This window comes from Frisingicoccus caecimuris, from assembly GCF_004340975.1.
GTDB lineage: Bacteria > Bacillota > Clostridia > Lachnospirales > Lachnospiraceae > Frisingicoccus > Frisingicoccus caecimuris.
Genome location: NZ_SLXA01000013.1, coordinates 1 through 18,883, shown reverse-complemented (window position 1 = coordinate 18,883; position 18,883 = coordinate 1). Strand labels below are relative to the sequence as shown.

At 45.8% G+C, this 18,883-nt stretch carries 21 protein-coding genes and 1 pseudogene; 4 read left to right on the top strand and 18 right to left on the bottom strand.

Translation table 11 applies throughout. The annotated features are described in order from the left end of the window. Nucleotide 1 precedes the first annotated feature (1 nt). Genes EV212_RS11095 through EV212_RS11080 form a run of 4 tightly spaced genes read right to left on the bottom strand, consistent with a single transcriptional unit; the run spans nucleotide 2 to nucleotide 3,624 of the window. The gene (locus EV212_RS11095) at nucleotides 2-553 is read right to left on the bottom strand and encodes an HD domain-containing protein (protein WP_243115544.1); all 552 of its coding nucleotides are present in this window, start codon (nucleotides 551-553) and stop codon (nucleotides 2-4) included. Beyond that, a complete protein-coding gene (gene folE / locus EV212_RS11090) occupies nucleotides 550-1,107 on the bottom strand; it encodes a GTP cyclohydrolase I FolE (RefSeq protein WP_132093229.1) in 558 nt (185 codons plus the stop codon). The genes EV212_RS11095 and folE overlap by 4 nt, the downstream gene beginning before the upstream one ends. A 16-nt stretch (nucleotides 1,108-1,123) precedes the next feature. Further along, the gene (locus EV212_RS11085) at nucleotides 1,124-2,410 is read right to left on the bottom strand and encodes a bifunctional folylpolyglutamate synthase/dihydrofolate synthase (RefSeq protein ID WP_165873362.1); all 1,287 of its coding nucleotides are present in this window, start codon (nucleotides 2,408-2,410) and stop codon (nucleotides 1,124-1,126) included. 11 nt (nucleotides 2,411-2,421) lie between these two features. Then, entirely contained in the window at nucleotides 2,422-3,624 is a 1,203-nt protein-coding gene (locus EV212_RS11080) for a class I SAM-dependent rRNA methyltransferase (RefSeq protein WP_132093223.1), read from the bottom strand. 119 nt (nucleotides 3,625-3,743) lie between these two features. On the opposite strand from EV212_RS11080, the gene EV212_RS11075 reads away from it, so the two are divergent. From EV212_RS11075 to EV212_RS11065, 3 genes are all read left to right on the top strand, one after another. Continuing rightward, nucleotides 3,744-4,145, top strand: coding sequence for a putative ABC transporter permease (locus EV212_RS11075; protein WP_132093220.1), 402 nt, complete (start codon nucleotides 3,744-3,746; stop codon nucleotides 4,143-4,145). Nucleotides 4,146-4,250: 105 nt separating this feature from the next. Continuing rightward, entirely contained in the window at nucleotides 4,251-5,132 is an 882-nt protein-coding gene (locus tag EV212_RS11070; protein ID WP_132093218.1) for a DMT family transporter, read from the top strand. Next, nucleotides 5,129-6,055, top strand: coding sequence for a DMT family transporter (locus EV212_RS11065; RefSeq protein ID WP_132093215.1), 927 nt, complete (start codon nucleotides 5,129-5,131; stop codon nucleotides 6,053-6,055). The genes EV212_RS11070 and EV212_RS11065 overlap by 4 nt, the downstream gene beginning before the upstream one ends. A 57-nt stretch (nucleotides 6,056-6,112) precedes the next feature. Here EV212_RS11065 and EV212_RS11060 read toward each other — a convergent pair whose 3' ends face one another. From EV212_RS11060 to EV212_RS11045, 4 genes are all read right to left on the bottom strand, one after another. Beyond that, nucleotides 6,113-6,310, bottom strand: coding sequence for a helix-turn-helix transcriptional regulator (locus EV212_RS11060; protein WP_132093212.1), 198 nt, complete (start codon nucleotides 6,308-6,310; stop codon nucleotides 6,113-6,115). Nucleotides 6,311-6,312: 2 nt separating this feature from the next. Then, nucleotides 6,313-6,987, bottom strand: coding sequence for a DUF3796 domain-containing protein (locus EV212_RS11055; protein ID WP_165873361.1), 675 nt, complete (start codon nucleotides 6,985-6,987; stop codon nucleotides 6,313-6,315). Between the two features lie 112 nt (nucleotides 6,988-7,099). Next, nucleotides 7,100-8,062: an L-lactate dehydrogenase gene (locus EV212_RS11050; protein ID WP_132093206.1), complete on the bottom strand. Its 963-nt coding sequence runs from the start codon at nucleotides 8,060-8,062 to the stop codon at nucleotides 7,100-7,102. Nucleotides 8,063-8,138: 76 nt separating this feature from the next. Next, entirely contained in the window at nucleotides 8,139-8,711 is a 573-nt protein-coding gene (locus tag EV212_RS11045) for a TetR/AcrR family transcriptional regulator (RefSeq protein ID WP_132093203.1), read from the bottom strand. Between the two features lie 146 nt (nucleotides 8,712-8,857). Here EV212_RS11045 and EV212_RS11040 point away from each other — a divergent pair, with 146 nt between their 5' ends. Continuing rightward, nucleotides 8,858-9,421 (top strand): flavodoxin domain-containing protein, encoded by a 564-nt coding sequence (locus EV212_RS11040; RefSeq protein WP_132093200.1) that lies wholly within the window; start codon nucleotides 8,858-8,860, stop codon nucleotides 9,419-9,421. A 7-nt stretch (nucleotides 9,422-9,428) separates the two neighbouring features. Here the strand turns inward: EV212_RS11040 and EV212_RS11035 are convergent, their stop codons facing one another. From EV212_RS11035 to acpP, 10 genes and pseudogenes are all read right to left on the bottom strand, one after another. Next, nucleotides 9,429-10,535: an NAD(P)H-dependent flavin oxidoreductase gene (locus EV212_RS11035; protein ID WP_132093197.1), complete on the bottom strand. Its 1,107-nt coding sequence runs from the start codon at nucleotides 10,533-10,535 to the stop codon at nucleotides 9,429-9,431. 9 nt (nucleotides 10,536-10,544) lie between these two features. Beyond that, nucleotides 10,545-12,269: pseudogene (locus EV212_RS13975) on the bottom strand (acetyl-CoA carboxylase carboxyltransferase subunit alpha). Continuing rightward, nucleotides 12,269-13,618 carry an acetyl-CoA carboxylase biotin carboxylase subunit gene (locus EV212_RS11020; RefSeq protein ID WP_132093350.1) on the bottom strand — a complete coding sequence of 450 codons (1,350 nt, stop codon included), beginning with the start codon at nucleotides 13,616-13,618 and terminating at the stop codon, nucleotides 12,269-12,271. Before EV212_RS11020 ends, EV212_RS13975 begins: the two are co-directional and overlap by 1 nt. Nucleotides 13,619-13,631: 13 nt before the next feature. Next, complete coding sequence (gene fabZ, locus EV212_RS11015; RefSeq protein WP_132093191.1) at nucleotides 13,632-14,057, bottom strand: 3-hydroxyacyl-ACP dehydratase FabZ; 426 nt, start codon at nucleotides 14,055-14,057, stop codon at nucleotides 13,632-13,634. Nucleotides 14,058-14,066: 9 nt separating this feature from the next. Further along, nucleotides 14,067-14,537: an acetyl-CoA carboxylase biotin carboxyl carrier protein gene (gene accB / locus EV212_RS11010; RefSeq protein WP_132093188.1), complete on the bottom strand. Its 471-nt coding sequence runs from the start codon at nucleotides 14,535-14,537 to the stop codon at nucleotides 14,067-14,069. 4 nt (nucleotides 14,538-14,541) lie between these two features. Beyond that, complete coding sequence (gene fabF / locus EV212_RS11005; RefSeq protein WP_132093185.1) at nucleotides 14,542-15,783, bottom strand: beta-ketoacyl-ACP synthase II; 1,242 nt, start codon at nucleotides 15,781-15,783, stop codon at nucleotides 14,542-14,544. A gap of 11 nt (nucleotides 15,784-15,794) precedes the next feature. Further along, a complete protein-coding gene (gene fabG, locus EV212_RS11000; protein WP_132093182.1) occupies nucleotides 15,795-16,535 on the bottom strand; it encodes a 3-oxoacyl-[acyl-carrier-protein] reductase in 741 nt (246 codons plus the stop codon). Then, a complete protein-coding gene (gene fabD / locus EV212_RS10995) occupies nucleotides 16,529-17,449 on the bottom strand; it encodes an ACP S-malonyltransferase (RefSeq protein ID WP_132093179.1) in 921 nt (306 codons plus the stop codon). The genes fabG and fabD overlap by 7 nt, the downstream gene beginning before the upstream one ends. Before the next feature lie 73 nt (nucleotides 17,450-17,522). Next, nucleotides 17,523-18,461 (bottom strand): enoyl-[acyl-carrier-protein] reductase FabK, encoded by a 939-nt coding sequence (gene fabK / locus EV212_RS10990; RefSeq protein ID WP_132093176.1) that lies wholly within the window; start codon nucleotides 18,459-18,461, stop codon nucleotides 17,523-17,525. A gap of 1 nt (nucleotide 18,462) precedes the next feature. Next, nucleotides 18,463-18,696, bottom strand: coding sequence for an acyl carrier protein (gene acpP, locus EV212_RS10985; RefSeq protein WP_132093173.1), 234 nt, complete (start codon nucleotides 18,694-18,696; stop codon nucleotides 18,463-18,465). Nucleotides 18,697-18,883: the final 187 nt, after the last annotated feature.

Here is an 18,883-nt window from a genome sequence, read left to right as displayed (position 1 = left end):
TTCATATAATCACTCCCGGTGTCCTTTTATCTTCATTCCAGTTACATTCTGCTGCCGCACCACAGGCATAACACGCCCGGGATATTTTATCGGCCCGGTAGAGGATTCGCCCGAGAATGCTCGCCTCCGCCGCCGCTTTGTCCCGATGGTTCAAAATAGCCTGACAGATGTCCTTTTTTTCCTCCTCCGTAAAACCGGTCTCTGTTAATATCTTCCTTGCCAGTTCAGCACTTGAAATATGATGTGGAATCCCCTCTTTATACTGGAGATATTTTCCCACATCATGAAGAAGCCCCGCGGCATAGACCACATCTTTTCGAAAGACTGCGCCCTGCTCCAGACTGTCAATCCAGCCAATCCGTGCCACGTCCAACAGATGGGTCATGCCATGGCCGCAGAATACCCGGTCCTTTTCCAAAATATCAATCCACCCCATTGATTTCTTAAATTCCGGATGGTGCAGAATTCTCTGCACCCGTACCATATCTTCCGGAATTTCATTCCATCCTGTTCCTGCTTCAACGGTCTCTTCCTTTTTTTTCACATAATTCATGACTTCACCATCTGAAAGACCATCTGCTGTAGTTCCGGATTGTTTTCAAAAGCTCCACGGCAAATATAAGTCATCGTCTGACTTCCCGGCTTTTTAATCCCCCGCATTGTCATGCACATATGCTCCGCCTGCAAAATGACCATAACGCCCTTTGGTTTCAGGTGTTCCATAATCGCATCCCCGATCTGAGCTGTCATCTGTTCCTGAATCTGAGGCCGTCTGGCAAACACATCCACAGTCCGGGCCAGCTTGCTCAAACCTACGACCTTATCATCCGGTATATAGGCGATATGTGCCTTCCCATAAAAAGGCAGTAAATGATGTTCGCAAGTCGAATAAAAAGTAATGTCCTTTTCCAAAACAAGCTCATTATTGATGGCCGGGAAAGTCTTGCCCAAATGGACCGATGCATCAGCCCCCAGGCCGCCGTAAATCTCTTTATACATATTCGCAATGCGGTGCGGCGTATCTTTAAGCCCCGGACGCTCCAGGTCCTCGCCGATGCCTTCTAAGAGCAGCCGTATTCCCGCCTCGATTTTCTTCTCATCTATCATGTCAGCCTCCGCTTTTTTATTTGCTTCCTAGTATATCACAAAATGTCGAAATAGTTGATAATGAACCGAAAATTATTATTACATCTTCGGGTCCGGCCTGCTTTTTGGCAATTTTCAGGGCATTTTCAGCCGTTTTGGCATCAAAAGCCTGATCAAAATACCTCTGGGCCGCAATTTTTAACACTCCGCTGTCAAGTCCACGAACATTCTGTGGCGTAAAGCTGATCAACATTTCGGAAACCGAATGCATTTCTTTTAAAATAGCCTCGTAATCTTTATCCGCAAAAACACCCATGATAAGAATCCTTCGCTGCTTTGGGAAATAGGTTTCCACGGTCTCTCTTAAAGCCACCGCCCCATCCGGATTATGAGCACCGTCAATAAAAATCAATGGTTGTTTTGAAAGACACTGGAACCGTCCCGGCCACCGGGCTGCTGAAAGGCCCTGAGTAATGACTTTCTCTACCGGTATTTCCAACTTTAATGCTTCGATGGCTTCAATGGCAAGACAGGCATTTTCCACCTGATAAATGCCATCCAGATGAATGTTCAGGCCCTTGTATTGTTTATAATCAAAGGTCTGATGGACAAAAAGACGCCTTTCTCTGATAATCAGCCGTTCCCGGGCCATAACCGCCAAAGGAATATTTTTCTTATGGCACTGTGCCCGAAGGACCTCCATCGCTTCCGGCTTCTGAGATGCAGACACCGCCGGTGTTCCCTGTTTGAGTATGCCCGCTTTTTCATAAGCAATCGCTGAAAGAGTATTGCCAAGCTGAGCCATATGGTCCATGGAAATGGATGTGATCACAGAAAGCACCGGATGTTCCACCACATTGGTGGAATCAAGCCGTCCGCCCATACCTGTTTCAAGAACAACGAAATCACAGTTCTTTTTCTTAAAGTACCAAAAACTCAGAGCGGTTTCCACCTCGAAAACTGTCGGTACTTCCAGACCGTCGGCTGCCATGGATTCACAGATTTCCCGAATCCGGCTCATTCCGTCGGTCAAATCCTCCGTCTCAATATAGACGCCGTTTATCTGTATCCGCTCTCTATAATCATATAAGGTTGGCGATATATATCGTCCAACCTTATAACCTGCCGCTTCCAGGATTGCAGCAATAAATGTACAGACCGAGCCTTTCCCATTGGTTCCGGCAACATGAATGATATTTAAAGCCCGTTCCGGCCGTCCAATCCGGTTCAAAAGCTCCTCCATCCGCTCCAGACCAAGGACGATTCCCGTCTTTCCGACTTGCTGGATCCAATCCATTGTCTCTTCATATGTCATTTGAATCATCTGATCGTCACCTACTTTTCGTCGCATACCTGGAAAATATAGAATTTCAAATAATAAGACTCATCCGCTGCCCACAAAATCGGATGATCCGGTGCCTGAGTACGGAACTCTACCTGACGGAGCCGCTTGTGAGCACTGCGGGCTGCCTGCTGAATCGTCTCTGTAAACCGTTCATAATCCATAAAATGAGAACAGGAGCAGGTTGCCAGATATCCGCCGTCTTTCACCAGCTTTAATCCGCGGATATTGATTTCACGATAACCTTTTACCGCATTCTTTATGGAATTTCTTGACTTTGTAAAGGCCGGAGGATCAAGCACGACCAGATCAAATTTCTTCCCTTCTTTTTCCAAAGCCGGAAGATATTCAAAAACATCGGCACAGACAAAATCCACAAAATTTTCTACGCCGTTTAAAACAGCGTTTTCCCTGGCCTGGTTTACAGCCAACTGCGAAGCATCCACTCCCGTCACATGGACAGCCCCGCCAAGAGCCGCATTTAAGGCAAAGGAACCGGTATGCGTAAAGCAATCCAGCACCTCAAAGCCCCGGCTTAAATTCCCCACAGCTTTGCGGTTTTCCTTCTGATCCAGGAAGAATCCCGTCTTCTGGCCGTCTTTCACGTCGACCATGTATTTGACACCATTTTCCACGATCGGCACTTTCGTATCAAAAGCTTCTCCGATAAAGCCTTTTATCCGGTCCATGCCCTCCTGCTGACGAACCTTCGCGTCACTGCGCTCATAAACGCCACGAATCCGAATGCCATCTTCTGCCATGATCTCCTTCAGCAGCTCAACAATCTGGATTTTATATTTATCAATTCCCAGCGCCAGCGACTGAACAACAAGCACATCGGTAAATTTATCCACGACCAGCCCCGGAAGGAAATCTGCCTCTCCAAAAATCACCCGGCAGCTCTCTGTGTCAATGACCTTTTTTCGGTATTCCCAGGCATTTTTCACCCGCATTCTTAAAAATTCTTCATCTATCTCCTGATCCACATTCCGCGTCATCATACGGACACGGATTTTGGAAGCATTATTAATAAAGCCACGACCCATTGGATATCCGTCAAAATCCCGAACAATGACATCCGCGCCATTCTCATAATTTCCTGTGATTGCATCAATTTCATTATCAAAAACCCAGGCGCCCCCGGACTTCAACGTCCGTCCCTCGCCTTTTTTTAACGTTACGATTGCTGTTCCCATTATTTTCCCTCTTTATTTCAATTTCCTGTTATTTACTTACTTTACCATTGCCATGAAAGGGAATCAAGAATATTTTTTATGCGATGTATATTTTGTCCACCCTACGGCATAATATATCTATGAAGAAAAATTTTATTCTTTGTGGTCTGGCGGGTTGGTGTATGGAAGTACTGTGGACCGGACTGGGCTCCATAGTGTCACGTGACCCCAAGCTGACCTGTCGGACTTCTGTTTGGATGTTTCCAATCTATGGATTGGCTGCATTCCTGTCTCCCATCAGCAGACGACTGAATGGCAAAAATACATTCTTTCGAGGAGGTTTGTATACATTGCTCATTTTTGCCACAGAATACACCACTGGTGCGGTTCTGAAAAAATTTCACCGCTGCCCATGGGATTACAGCGAACAGCCTGCAAATGTCCATGGATTAATCAACCTGTGCTACACCCCTCTGTGGTTTGGTGCCGGTTTATTTTTTGAAAAAATGTTATCTAAAGCAAATACAAAGCCCTCACATTAACACCAGCAAACAGGAATCATTTAAATTATTTCCTCCGATTTGATTTACTTTTTTTGCCTTCTGCCTTATAATATCTAAGTTAGACTAAAATTGAGGTGAAACAATATGACAAATAAGCAGAAAGGCATTATATGTATTCTCATCTCCGCTTTTTCTTTTGCGCTGATGAATTTGTTTGTCCAGCTGGCCGGAGATATCAATCCGATTCAGAAAAGCTTTTTCCGGAATCTGATCGCTTTTTTATTTGCGGCTGCCATATTATTTAGAGAACATGATTTTTCATTTCAGAAAAAAAATCTGAAATATCTTATTCTTCGTTCGGCCCTGGGAACAATCGGTATTTTATGTAATTATTACGCTCTGGGACATTTACTTTTATCCGATGCTTCCATGCTCGGAAAGCTTTCCCCCTTTGTTGTTCTCATCTGTTCCTATATCTTTTTAAAAGAAAAGATGAACGGCTTCCAGATTCTGAGCATTATCGTCGCCTTTATCGGCAGCCTGTTTATCATCCGCCCCGGCTTTTCGCTGACAGAAATGCTGCCGGCCCTTATGGGACTGGTCGGAGCCATTGCTGCCGGCTCAGCCTACACAACAGTGCGGTATCTTGGACTTCGCGGTGAACGGGGGCCTTTTATTGTCTTTTTCTTCTCCGCATTTTCCTGTATCGCTGTTCTTCCTTATATCATATTAAATTTTGAACCAATGACAATAAAACAGCTTGGTACGCTGCTCCTTGCCGGTGTTGCCGCATCGGGCGGTCAGTTCGGCGTCACCTACGCCTATAAATTTGCCCCGGCCCGGGACATTTCAATTTATGATTATACCCAGGTCATTTTTGCCGCCGTTCTCGGTTTTGTTGTTTTCGGCGAATTGCCGGACAGTCTCAGCCTGATCGGTTATATCATTATCTGCGGAATATCCCTCTTAATGTATATGTATAATATGGGTTATTTAAAAATACGAAAGGATGCAAAAACACCATGAACAAGACTAAAAACACCTTACTGCTTCTTTTAACGGCCTTTATCTGGGGCGTTGCTTTCGTAGCCCAGAGTGTGGGCATGGACTACGTGGGTCCCCTGACCTTTAATGCGGCCCGATTTATCATCGGAGCTGTCTTTCTTATTCCCTGCATCGCATTTCTGGACGTACTGAAAAAAAAAGACTCCGCCAAATCTGAAGCTCCTTCAGCTGGCTGCCAAAATCTTCCGTCCACTGATCCAACAGACAGAAAAACACTCCTGATCGGAGGGTTATGCTGTGGCATCGCCATCGCTATTGCCAGCACACTGCAGCAATACGGTATATCCATGACGACTGTCGGAAAAGCCGGTTTTATCACGGCCCTTTACATCGTCATCGTACCTATCCTTGGTATTTTCCTGAAAAAGAAACCCCGGCTGATTATCTGGGTCAGCGTCATTCTCGCCCTGGCCGGACTTTATTTCTTATGTATGACTGACAGTCTCAGTTTCAGCAAAGGTGATACATTGGTGCTCCTCTGTGCCCTTGCTTTCTCCATACATATTTTGATCATCGATTATTTTTCACCCAGGGTTGATGGTGTACGGATGTCCTGTATCCAGTTTTTCATCGCCGGAATCCTCTGCGGCATACCGGCACTGATTCTGGAACATCCCCGGTTTTCCTCTCTGGTCGCGGCCTGGGCACCGATTCTCTATGCCGGAATCCTCTCCTGCGGTGTAGCTTACACCCTCCAGATTGTAGCCCAGAAAAACTATGATCCAACGATTGCTTCTCTGATCCTGAGCCTGGAATCTGTGTTCAGTGTTCTCGCCGGATGGGTCATTCTACATCAGGCCCTCGCTCCAAGAGAAATCTTTGGCTGCATTCTTGTATTTATTGCTATCATTCTCGTACAGCTTCCGGTACGCAAAAAAGCTTAATTCAACCGTCAGGACCAGATTCGACTTATCAACGACTTTCACCCCGAACGTCATCTCTTAAAAAATGAAGATTTCTTCAATCGGTACACCGACGACTCTGGAAATATCCACGGCCAGCTTGAGAGATGGATTGTACTGGGCCTTTTCCAGACGCATGATCGTCTCCCGACGGACACCGACCTTTTCCGCCAGCTGCTCCTGGGTCAACCCAACCTGCTGGCGGTATTTCTTTAAATGACATACAAATTCTACCATGGCTACTCATCCTCGTCTTCCCAGTCTGTCGAATCCATCTGATCATAGCGATACAATAGGTATTCGTTCAAAAACTGTACCAGACCGCAGATCAAAGAAATTCCACAAGTTAATAACAGAGCCACAACTCCGCTGCTCACATGACTTCCTGTCATTCCCACAAGCAGCACCAGCAGGAATGTGAGACTATATCCCACTCGTAAAGCTTTCAGTTCAGCCTCCCGGCGATTTTGCTGAAAGCGCTCATCCGCCAGAATATTTGACATTTTTCCCTCATAAAAGAATCCAAAAAAGCCAAAAAATACGAAAAATACAAATGGGAAAATCATACCGTAGACCAGATATGTCCAGAAGCCTAAAAAGCCCATGAAGCCTAAAAAGCCCAAATATCCAAATTTGGGATTGATTTTTCGTGTCCGCCCTGTTTTCCTACTGTTCCGTTTCACGACCAATCCGCTGATAACCAATAAAGCTGCCAGATAGATGACATATAAAATAACTAAAATCAATGCCAGCATCATAGGTACATCTTTTATGTGGAATTGATAACTTCCGAAATCCATCGGATAGATCAGACGCCCATCATTAAAAGTCAGCGAATAACCGATGGCCGACGCTGCATACAGAGCACAGATAACCCCCAAAATAATCAACCGTTTCAAGTTCTTTTTTGACATATGCTTTTCCTCCTCAACGCAAAAAAGTGATATATTTATCTCTTTCATTTAGGACAAATATATCACTTTTTCTTTTCATTGTCAACGAAAAATGTGAGGAATATATCACTTTCTAGCAGTCGATATCTGCCAATACTTCTTTCAGTGTATCTGCAGACTCTTTCAGATTCCTCTGTTCTTTCTCATCCAAATCAATCGGCACCAGACTTTCCAGGCCATCTTTGCCGACAATTGCCGGCATACTTAAAACGACATCATCAATGCCATATTCCCCATGCATCCGACTGGAAATCGGAAGAATCGACTTTTCATCCCGGACAATAGCCTCACAGATTCGCCGCACCGACATGGCAATTCCATAATAGGTCGCTTTCTTTTTGGCAATAATCTCATAGGCACTGTTTTTAACCGTATCCGCAATCCGCTCCGCTGCCTTCTCGTATTTATGCCTTCCCCGCATTTCATAGAAGTTCCGTAAAGGCACCCCAGAAACATTGGCACTACTCCAGGCGGCGATCTCACTGTCCCCGTGCTCACCAATAATAAAGGCATGAACACTTCGGCTGTCCACTCCGAGATACTCGCCGATCTCATATTTTAAACGGGACGTATCAAGAACAGTTCCTGAACCAATGACCCGATTTTCCGGAAAACCGCTGATTTTCAAGGCAGCATAGGTCAAAATATCCACCGGATTTGAAACGATCAGTAAAATTCCCTGACATCCCCGCTTTGAAATTTCCGGAATGATATTCCGAAGAATAGCCACATTCTTATGCACCAGGTCCAGACGGGTTTCATCCGGTTTCTGGTTAGCTCCCGCCGTGATTATAATAATCGCTGCATCGACAATATCATCATAATCCCCCGCATAAATTTTCATAGGTCTTTCAAAAGGCAGACCATGCCGGATATCCATTGCTTCCCCATCGGCCCGGTCCATATCCGCATCAATCAATACCATCTCTGAAAATAAACCACTCTGCATCAACGCAAAGGCGGATGCAGAACCAACAAAACCACAACCAATCATGGCCACTTTTCTCAAATTCAGTTCCTGACAATTCTTTTCCATGTAAAAACCTCCTGTCATTTGGTATTTTATACAGAAAAGAATATCATATGCATAAATTAGTTTTGAAACCATAATTTTAATATCTGTTCAATCCGCAAGCTTCCGTACACTTCAAAATGGCACGGCTCACCTGCTGCGCATATTGCTCCGGTGTTTCCTTCATTCCATCGATAATCCAATGATGAAGCAGTAAGATAAATCCTCCCGTGGAATAATAAGCAAAAAATCGCACATCCTGTCCGTTTCTGACCTTTTCACATCCAATACGTTTTTTAACAATTTCCTCGGATGCCCGGCTGATTTCATAATAAATCATTTCTCCCAGACCACTCTGATTCATCAGCAGGAGAAATTCTCTGTGCTGATACCAGAATTTAAAATAATCTGACCCAATCTGCTTCAAGTCGTATTTGTCCAGAGCCGGATAGGTATTCCCGTAATCCCGGCTCAGTTTGCCAAAATAACGATGGATCACATCTTCTTTTCGGTTATATAATCGATAAAATGTTCTTCGGGCAACATCCGCCCTTTTAACAATTTCAGAAACCGTAATTTCATTGAAAGCTTTTTCTTCCATCAGCTCAAACAAAGCAGTCTCAATCATTCTTGCTGACTGTTCCCTCTGCTTTTTATGTCCGTCCATTCCCATTCACCCTCCACCTTTGGCACAAAACTCCGTTTTTGTAGCACTTCCGTGCCATTCCTTGATTTTTCTTTCTACAAAGTATACTATAAAAAAAGAAAAGACACAAGTGTGCCATTTTTATACTTTCGTTTATTAAAGGAGATTATTTCATGAGAAAAATAGTAGTCATTTATGAATCAAAATATGGTTCAACCAGATGTTATGCTCAATGGATCGCCGAAGAACTTATGTGCTCTTTATTTGAGCGAAAAGATTTTAACCCGAAGGATTTTACGAAATATGACGTTATTATATACGGCGGTGGTCTCTATGCCGGCGGTGTGAGCGGTATAAAGTTTATCACCCAAAACTGGAAGCTTCTAAAAAACAAACAGGTCGTTCTTTATACCTGCGGACTTGCAGATCCGGAGGATACCGACAACATATCCACTATCAGAAAGTCTTTGTCAAAAATCCTGTCACCGGAAATCCTGGAACAGATCCGGCTTTTTCATCTGAGAGGCGGCATTGACTATTCTCGTTTAAGCTTCACTCACAAGGCTATGATGTCCATGCTCCGTCGAATGCTGTTGAAAAAGGATCCGGACAGTCTGAGTGAAGAAGTCAAACAGCTATTGGAAACCTATGGAAAATGTATCAATTTTACTAACCGTGAGAGCATTTGGCCTTTGACCCAATATGTTCTGTCTCTCTCAGACACCTGCTTTAACTAAAGAAAGACTAAATATTTTCTTTTCCCAGAATATTCCCGATGACCTCTCTCACAGTGGATATTTTTTGAATTTTATCCACATTGGCACCGCAGAAAATAAGGCCATTTTCCACATCCCCCTTAACGGCCCGAATCAGCGCATCGGTAATACAATAGGGAATTGTCGCCGGATTACAATTTTCCAGACATTGTCTGCAATGAATTTTCCCCCGTTCTCCCCGGGCAACTTTTTCGAGAAAAGCATTTTTTATGCCGCGCCCCGGCATGCCTACCGGGCTTTTTAAGATGACAACATCATCGCTTTTCGCTCTGATATAAGCTTCTTTAAAATTGCTGTGGGCGTCGCATTCTTCTGTTGCCACAAAAGGGGTTGACGCCTGAATGCCGGACGCTCCCAGAGAAAGGGCATGTTCGGTCTTTTCCGGTGTATCAATACCCCCGGCCACAACAACAGGAATTTCCTTTTCATATTTCTCGCCATATTCACGGCATACACGGATAATGCGACGGATTTCCTCATCATAATCGGCCATCATCTGTGAAATGTCATTACTATTGTTTTCCATAAAGGGCGACAATTCCTTCTCAGAAAAACCCAGATGGCCGCCTGCCAGAGGTCCTTCCACCACCACCATATCCGGTGCACAGTGATGATTTCTGTCCCAGAGGCGACAGATGACCTTTGCCGCTTTCTCCGAAGAGACCATCGGGGCGATTTTGACCGCAGATCCTCTGATATATTCGGGAAGATTTTTTGGCAGGCCCGCACCGGAAATAATCACATCCACACCGGCCCGGACGGCCGCCATGACATATGCCTTATAATTTCTTGTGGCCGCCATAATATTCACACCGATCACTCCGTCTCCGGCCTTTTCCTTTGCCAAAATAATCTGTTCTTTTACGGCCTTTAAATTGGCTTCCAGAGGATTCTTTTCAAAATCCGGACGGTAAAATCCAATCTGGGCCGTGGAGATAACACCAATACCGCCCGCCGCTGCCACAGCGCCTGCCAGCGATGAAAGGCTGACGCCAACCCCCATGCCGCCCTGGATGATCGGCAGTCTTGCCGTCAATTCACCGATTTTCAATGGTTTTATTTGCTCTGATTTCATTCTTTTCTCCTAAAAATGGCGGAATCGCTCGTAACGTTCTTTTACAACTTCTTCCGGCGCCATCCGCTCATAACGCTGGAAGAATTCTGTCATCGCCTGTTTTATTTCCTCTGCCAATGCTCCTCCATGATCCACATGTACCGGCTCCGGTTCGGCAAAAACCCTGTCCACAACTTTTAAAGCCTTCAAATGTTCCGATGTCATCTTCATGACTTCGGCCGCCTCATCGGCCCGTTTACCGTCTTTCCATAAAATGGCCGCAAAGCCCTCCGGAGAAAGGACCGAATACACAGAATTTTCCAGGCACCAGACTTCATTTCCTACAGCCATAGCCAGGGCACCGCCGCTTCCCCCTTCTCCGATCACAATGGATAATACCGGTACAGTCAATCCTGCCATTTCCATAAGGTTCCGCGCAATAGCTTCTCCCTGTCCCCGTTCCTCTGCTTCAATACCGCAAAATGCTCCGGACGTATCTACAAAACAAACAATCGGACGATGAAATTTCTCTGCCTGTTTCATCAGCCGCAGCGCTTTACGATAACCTTCCGGATTCGGCATGCCGAAATTACGCTGAACCTGTTCTTTCAGATTCCGTCCTTTTTGCTGACCAATGACGGTCACCGGCCGACCTTCAAGAAAACCGATACCGCCCACGATCGCCGGGTCATCCTTTATTCCCCGGTCTCCATGGAGCTCTATAAAATCCTCAAAAATGTGTTCAATATAATAAAGACTTGTCGGACGATCCATTTCTCTGGCAATCCGTACTCTGTCCCATGCACTAAACTTCATATGTCCTTCGCCTCGTGTTTCTTTCTTCATGGCCTATGCCTCCGGATGCACCGGCCGATGGGCCCGGATGAGCTGAAATAATCGCTGTTTCAAATCTTTACGTTCCACAATCTGATCGATAAATCCATGTGCCAGCATAAATTCTGCCCGCTGAAAACCTTCTGGCAGCTTTTGACCGATGGTCTGTTCAATGACCCTCTGTCCGGCAAATCCAATCAAAACGTCCGGTTCCGCAAGAATGACGTCACCGAGCATTGCAAAGCTGGCCGTCACGCCGCCGGTCGTCGGGTCGGTAATGACGGTAAAATAGGGCAGACCGGCCCTTCCGTGAGCTTCCACCGCTGCCGAGGTTTTTGCCATCTGCATCAGTGATAAAATACCTTCCTGCATCCGCGCACCTCCGGAACATGTAAAAATAATCACCGGGAGTTTCAGCCTTGTAGCCGTTTCTATGGCTCGTGTGATTTTTTCACCCACGATGGTTCCCATGCTTCCCATCATAAACCGTGCATCCATGACTGCCAGTACAGCTTGCTCGCCATGAATCGTACACAGTCCATAGACCACGCCTTCATTTAATCCGGTGGATTTTCGCATGGCCTCCAATTTTTTTTCGTAATCCGGAAAATTCAGAGAATTTCTCTCCGTCATGACTGCATCCAATTCTTCAAAACTGCCTGCATCAGCAATCTGTGCAATCCGTTTCCAGGCAGAAATGCGCTGGTGATGACCACATTCCTGGCATACATAGAAATTTTTTTCCAGATCTCTGTCATAAAGAAGGGCGCCGCATTTTTCACATTTTTTCCAAAGCCCTTCTGGTACGTTTGGCTGCTCCAGTTCTTTTTCTGTTACCAGGGCATCCTGACGGATGCTCTGCTGCCGATTGGACAGGGTGATATAGGTCGTTTTTTTAAACATACTGTTTAACTTCGGCATTATTCACCCTCCTTTTTCATTTGTTCAATAAAGTCCGTACTGAAATCACCGCTCTGAAATTTCGGATGATTCATGATTTCCATCTGAAAATCCACATTGGTATCAATACCATCGACAATAAATTCACTTAATGCACTTTTCATCTTTTTGATGGCTTCATTTCTTGATTTACCGAGCACAATCAGCTTGGCGATCATTGAATCATAATAAGGCGGAATTTCATATCCCGCATAGGCCGCCGTATCCACACGAACGCCTTTGCCTCCCGGCAAATGAAGACGCTCAATCTTTCCCGGCGAGGGCTGGAAATTCTTTTCCGGATTTTCTGCATTTATCCGGCACTCAATGGCATGTCCCTTAATTTCTATATCTTCCTGCCCTATATTTAAAGGCTCTCCGGCAGCAATTCGTATCTGACTTTTAATCAAATCTACATTCGTCACGAATTCGGTCACCGGATGTTCGACCTGAATTCGAGTATTCATCTCCATAAAATAGAAGTTTTTATTTTTATCCAGCAAAAATTCGATTGTCCCCGCGCTCTCGTAACCGACTGCCCGTGCTGCCTGGACGGCAGCACGCCCCATCTTTTCCCGAAGTTCATCGTCAACAGCCGGAGACGGGGATTCTTCCAGCACTTTCTGATGCCGTCTTTGAATCGAGCAATCTCTTTCCCCCAGATGGATGATATGACCAAAGGCATCGCCCAAAATCTGAAACTCAATATGGCGCGGAGATTCGATATATTTTTCAATATACATGGTATCATCATTAAAGCTGTTGACGGACTCCATCTGGGCCAGCTGAAAGTTCTCTTGAAAATCTTCCGGGCTTCTGGATATACGCATACCCTTTCCCCCGCCGCCGGAAGATGCCTTGATCATGACCGGATATCCCATGACATCTGCCATTTTTCTGGCTTCCTCTGCCGTATGCACCGGCTCCTTCGTTCCCGGAACCACCGGAACGCCAGCCTCCATCATTGTTTTTCGCGCCTCAGATTTATTGCCCATTTTATGAATCAACTCAGGTGAAGGTCCGATAAATGTAATATGGCACTGACGGCACATTTCAGCAAACCGGGCATTTTCCGACAAAAATCCAAATCCCGGATGAATGGCATCCGCGCCGCTGATGACCGTGGCACTGATCATATTTTCCATATTCAGATAACTGTCTTTTGAAACCGCCGGACCGATACATACAGCCTCGTCGGCCAACTGGACATGAAGCGCCGTTTCATCTGCTTTTGAATACACAGCCACCGTCTCAATACCCATCTCCCGACAGGCCCGGATAATACGGACGGCAATCTCTCCCCGGTTGGCAATTAATACTTTATTTATCAAGTCTTTCACCTCATTAACCAATCATAAATGTCATTTCGCCTTCCGCCGCCAGACCTTCTTCTGTATAGGTCTTTCCATAAACAACAGCCACAGGTCCCCGGCGTTTCAGCACCTCAACCTCCATGCGCAGCAGACTTCCCGGAACAACTTTTTTACGGAATTTTGCCTTATTGATTCCGCCGTAATAACCAATCTTACCCCGCATATCGTCTTTATGCAAAAGAAGAACTGCCGTTGTCTGAGCCATCGCCTCCATGAGTAAAACCCCCGGCATGACCGGCTCCGTTGGAAAATGGCCTGCAAAAAAGGGTTCATTATAAGTAACGCCCTTGTAACCTGCAGCTTTTTTATCCTCTTCCAGAATCTCCACTTTATCGACAAGCAGCATGGGCTGTCTGTGAGGGATTATTTCCATAATATCTTTAATTCCAAAAATCATATCCCGCCTCTATTCCTGTACATATATCAGAGGCTGTCCGTATTCCACGCCTTCCCCATCCTGTACACAAATCTTTGTCACAACGCCGGATGCATCGCTTTGTATCTCATTCATCAATTTCATAGCTTCAACAATACCAATGACCTGCCCGGCTTCCACCCGATCACCCACCCGGACAAAGGGCTCTTTTTCCGGTCCCGGCGCCGCGTAAAACACGCCAACGATGGGAGATGTCACCGCCGTTCCATCCGGCGCCTTTTCTGAGGTCTCTGTTTCCATCTCCGACACATTCGTACTACTTGCACTTACATCTTCCGAAAGCTCCCCGCTGTTTAACGTGCCGCTATTTTTACCAATCTGCTGCATTTTCGGCAATTTTTTTCCGAGATGAATTTTAAGATTGCCTTCTTCATAATCAAATTCGGTAAGTCCCGATGTCGATACCATTTCGACCAATCGAAGCATCTGTTCAAATTCCATAAACTTATGCCTCCTCAAACTTTTTCACAGCCAGCGTTGCATTATGTCCGCCAAATCCGAGCGAATTGGAAAGAGCCACCCGAACCTCGCCATAAATTCCCTGTCCCGGCACATAATTCAGATCACATTCCTCATCAGCCACTTTCAGACCAACCGTTGGATGGATATATCCGTCTTCAATGGATTTTACACAGGTAATAAATTCCACAGCACCGGCAGCTCCAAGTAAATGTCCGATCATAGACTTTGTTGAACTGATCGGTACCTGATATGCTGTATTGCCAAAGGCTCGCTTGATAGCCCGCGTCTCAAACAGATCATTATGATGGGTACTTGTTCCATGGGCGTTGATATAGCTCACTTCCTCCGGCTTTACTCCGGCTTCTTTCATAGCAAGTTCCATGGCTTTTGCTGCACCGCTGCCGTCCTCGCAAGGGGATGTAATATGGTAAGCGTCCGAGGTTGCGCCATATCCAGCCACCTCTGCAAGAATGTGCGCTCCCCGGGCTTTCGCATGGGAAAGGCTTTCAAGCACAACAACTCCGGCACCTTCACCCATAACAAATCCGCTGCGCTCTTTATCAAAAGGAATGGAGGCCCTTTCCGGGTCCGAAGCAGAAGTCAACGCCGTCAACGAAGCAAAGCCGGCAATACCGATCGGACAGATGGCAGCCTCCGCGCCTCCGGCCAACATGACGTCAACTTCTCCCGCCTGAATACTCCGATAGGCTTCGCCAATAGAGTGGGTGCCCGTCGCACAGGCCGTCACGACATTTAAAGATTTGCCCCGGCAACCGAATGCAATAGAAACATTGCCGGAAGCCATATTCGAAATCATCATCGGCACAAGCAGCGGACCGACTCTGCCCGGTCCTTTTTCCACCAGTCGTTTTTCCTCTTTTTCCATAACCTGAAGGCTTCCCACACTGGAACTGACACAGACACCGACGCGGAATGGATCTTCTTTGTCCATATCCAGTCTGGCATTTTCAATGGCCTCTTTTGAAGCCGCCACCGCATACTGGCAAAATAATTCCATACGGCGTGCCGCTCGTTTATCCATATAATCTGCGGCATTAAAATCCTTTACCTCCGCTGCAAGAGATGTTTTAAAATTTGTCGTATCAAAGGCACGGATTTTCCCGAATCCGGTTTTTCCCGCCTTAATTCCATTCCAAAATTCTTCGATATTATTACCAATCGGTGTAATGGCACCCATTCCTGTAACTACAACACGTTCTTTCATTTCAACTCTCCTTACATACTTATGCCGCCATCTACGCCGAGAACCTGCCCGGTAATATACTTCGCCCGATCTGATGCCAGAAAACATGCGGCATGGGCAATATCTTGCACTGTGCCAAAGCTTTCCAAAGCAATCGCCGAAAGTATTTTTTCTTTCAATGCTTCGCTTAAAGTTTCGGTCATATCTGTCTGGATAAATCCAGGCGCAATGGCATTGACTGTAATGCCGCGACGCCCAAGTTCCTTCGCCGCCGACTTTGTTAATCCGATGATTCCCGCTTTGGATGCGGCATAATTTGCCTGTCCCGCATTGCCATAAATACCGACAACCGAAGACATATTGATAATACGTCCGTATCTTTGTTTCAACATCTGACGGGACACGTTCTGAATGCAATTAAATGTGCCCTTCAGATTAATATCAATGACTTTATCAAAATCTGTTTCTTTCATCCGCATCAGCAGGCCGTCTTTGACAATCCCGGCATTATTCACAAGAATATCCAGCCGGCCGTAGTGTTGGATGATGTCGCCTGTCATCGCTTTTACGCTGTTATAATCCGAGACATCACAGCAAAAAACTTCTGCCTTGCCTCCGGCTGCCCGAATCTCTGACTGTACCTGCTTCGCCGCTTCTTCGGAATGACTGTAATTGATGATGACCACCGCTCCCTGAGCAGCCATCTCCCTGGCAATACCTGCGCCGATCCCCCTGCCGCCGCCGGTTATAAGAGCTATTTTATTCTTTAACATTTTAACGCCTCCAACTTTTCCAGATCTTTGACGGTCTCTATTGTTAGACATGGAATTTTTCGGTTGATTCGTTTTGCAAATCCGGCCAATGTTTTTCCCGGTCCGATCTCTACAAAAATTTCCACACCCATGTCCACCATCACTTTCATATCCTGCTGCCACCGGACAGATTCGGAAACCTGACGAACAAGCAGCGGAGCTATCATTCCTTTATCTCTGATAAGCTCTGCGGTCGTATTGGATACATAAGGGATATCCGAGTCCAACCAACAAATGTGCTCAAGTTCCGGTGCCAGGCATTCACCGGCCCTTTTCAACATGGATGAATGAAAAGGACCGCTCACATTCAGCATGGCTACCCGTTTGGCTCCAGCGCCTTTCATGGCCTCGCTCGCCAGATATACCGCTTCCGCCTCCCCGGAGATTACCGTCTGTCCCGGACAATTGTCATTGGCAATTTCTACAATTCCCCGGGTGTCAGCACATATTTTTTCAATGGTTTCCACATTCAATCCAAGTACGGCCGCCATAGCACCGCCTGCCGGAACCGCTTCCTGCATATACTGTCCCCGCTTATCGATGACCCGAATGGCATCCTCCACTGAAATTTTTCCTGCCGCTGTTAACGCCGCATACTCTCCAAGACTTAACCCCGCCGTCACAATTGGAACGATTTCCATGGCTTCCACCGCTTTGAGTATAGCAAGCTCCGTGGTCAACAATCCAATCTGAGTATAACGGGTAATATCTAATTTATCATTTTCTTCAAAGCAAAGGCTTTTTACATCCATGTCCAGCCACTTACCAGCCTGATCATAAACTTCCCTGCTTATTGAAAAAGTCTCGTAAAAATCCTTTCCCATACCAATCTTCTGAGCACCCTGCCCCGGAAAAATCAATGCTGTCTTTTTCATTCTCTTTACTCCAAAATTAATTTGATATTCAAAATATATGTCTAAAAATAAAGCCGCCGCATTTGCAGCGTCCTCATTTTCTGTTTGCTTTTTCCTGCATTAATGTTACAGCTTCACTCATCATTTCCTCAATAATTTCTTTACATGGCTGACGTTTATTTACAAGTCCTGCAATCTGACCAGCCATGAAAGACCCTTCTTCCAGGTCTCCATCCACCACTGCCCGACGAAGAGAGCCCAGCGCCATCAATTCCAGTTCTTCTGCCGATGCGCCCTCTGCTTCCATTTTCAAATACTTCCGAGTCATCGGATTTCTGAGCTGACGCACCGGATGTCCCGTTGACCGTCCGGTAACCTGGGTATCAATATCCTTTGCCTTAGCTACTTTCTCCTTATAATTATCATGAATCCGGGTTTCATCTGCCAACAAAAAACGTGTCCCCACCTGAACGCCTTCAGCACCAAGCATAAAGGCAGCCGCCACACCACGGCCATCACCGATACCGCCTGCTGCCAGCACCGGAATATCCACGGCCTGAACGACCTGGGGCACTAATGCCATTGTCGTCTGCTCACCAATATGACCGCCGGATTCACAGCCTTCAGCGATCAGGGCATCCGCACCATATTTGGCCATACGTCTGGCAAGCCCCACAGAAGCCACCACAGGAATGATCTTAATTCCGGCTTCTTTCCATAAAGGAAAATACTTCTCAGGATTACCGGCCCCAGTGGTCACTACCTGAACGCCCTCTTCTGCAACCATCCGGGCAATTGCTTCCGCTTCCGGATTCATCAGCATAACGTTCACACCGAAGGGCTGCTTTGTGAGGGCCTTTGTTTTTTGCACTTCTTCCCGAATATATTCACAAGGCGCACCGCCGGAGGCGATAATTCCAAGACCACCCGAATTGGAAACCGCTGCTGCCAGCGTATGCTCTGCCACCCAGGCCATACCTCCCTGGAAAATCGGATATTCAATATGCAATAACTCTGTAATCGCTGTTTTCATCTTAATCCTCAACACCCTGTGCTTTTAAATAATCCATAATATCCTGAACCGTTGAAATATTGGAAGCATCATCCTCTTCAATCTTTACATCAAAGGTATCTTCCAATGCCATAATAAGCTCGACAAAATCCAAAGAGTCGGCTTCCAAATCCTTTGTCAGGGATGTTTCCGGCTGGATACTGCTTTCTTCAACGGATAACTGATCTGCAATGATTGTTCTAATTTTCTCTAACATAAATAATCTCCTCTGTCTTTTATTTTATTTGATATTTTAATATTTTGATAATCAAAGTATATCACTATATTTTCATTTGTCAACAAAAAAATAGGGGCCGTTGCAAAATAGATGAATAATCATCTGGGGCCGTTGCAAAATAGATGAATAATCATCTATGGAGCAATGGCTCCATTTTTATGTCTAA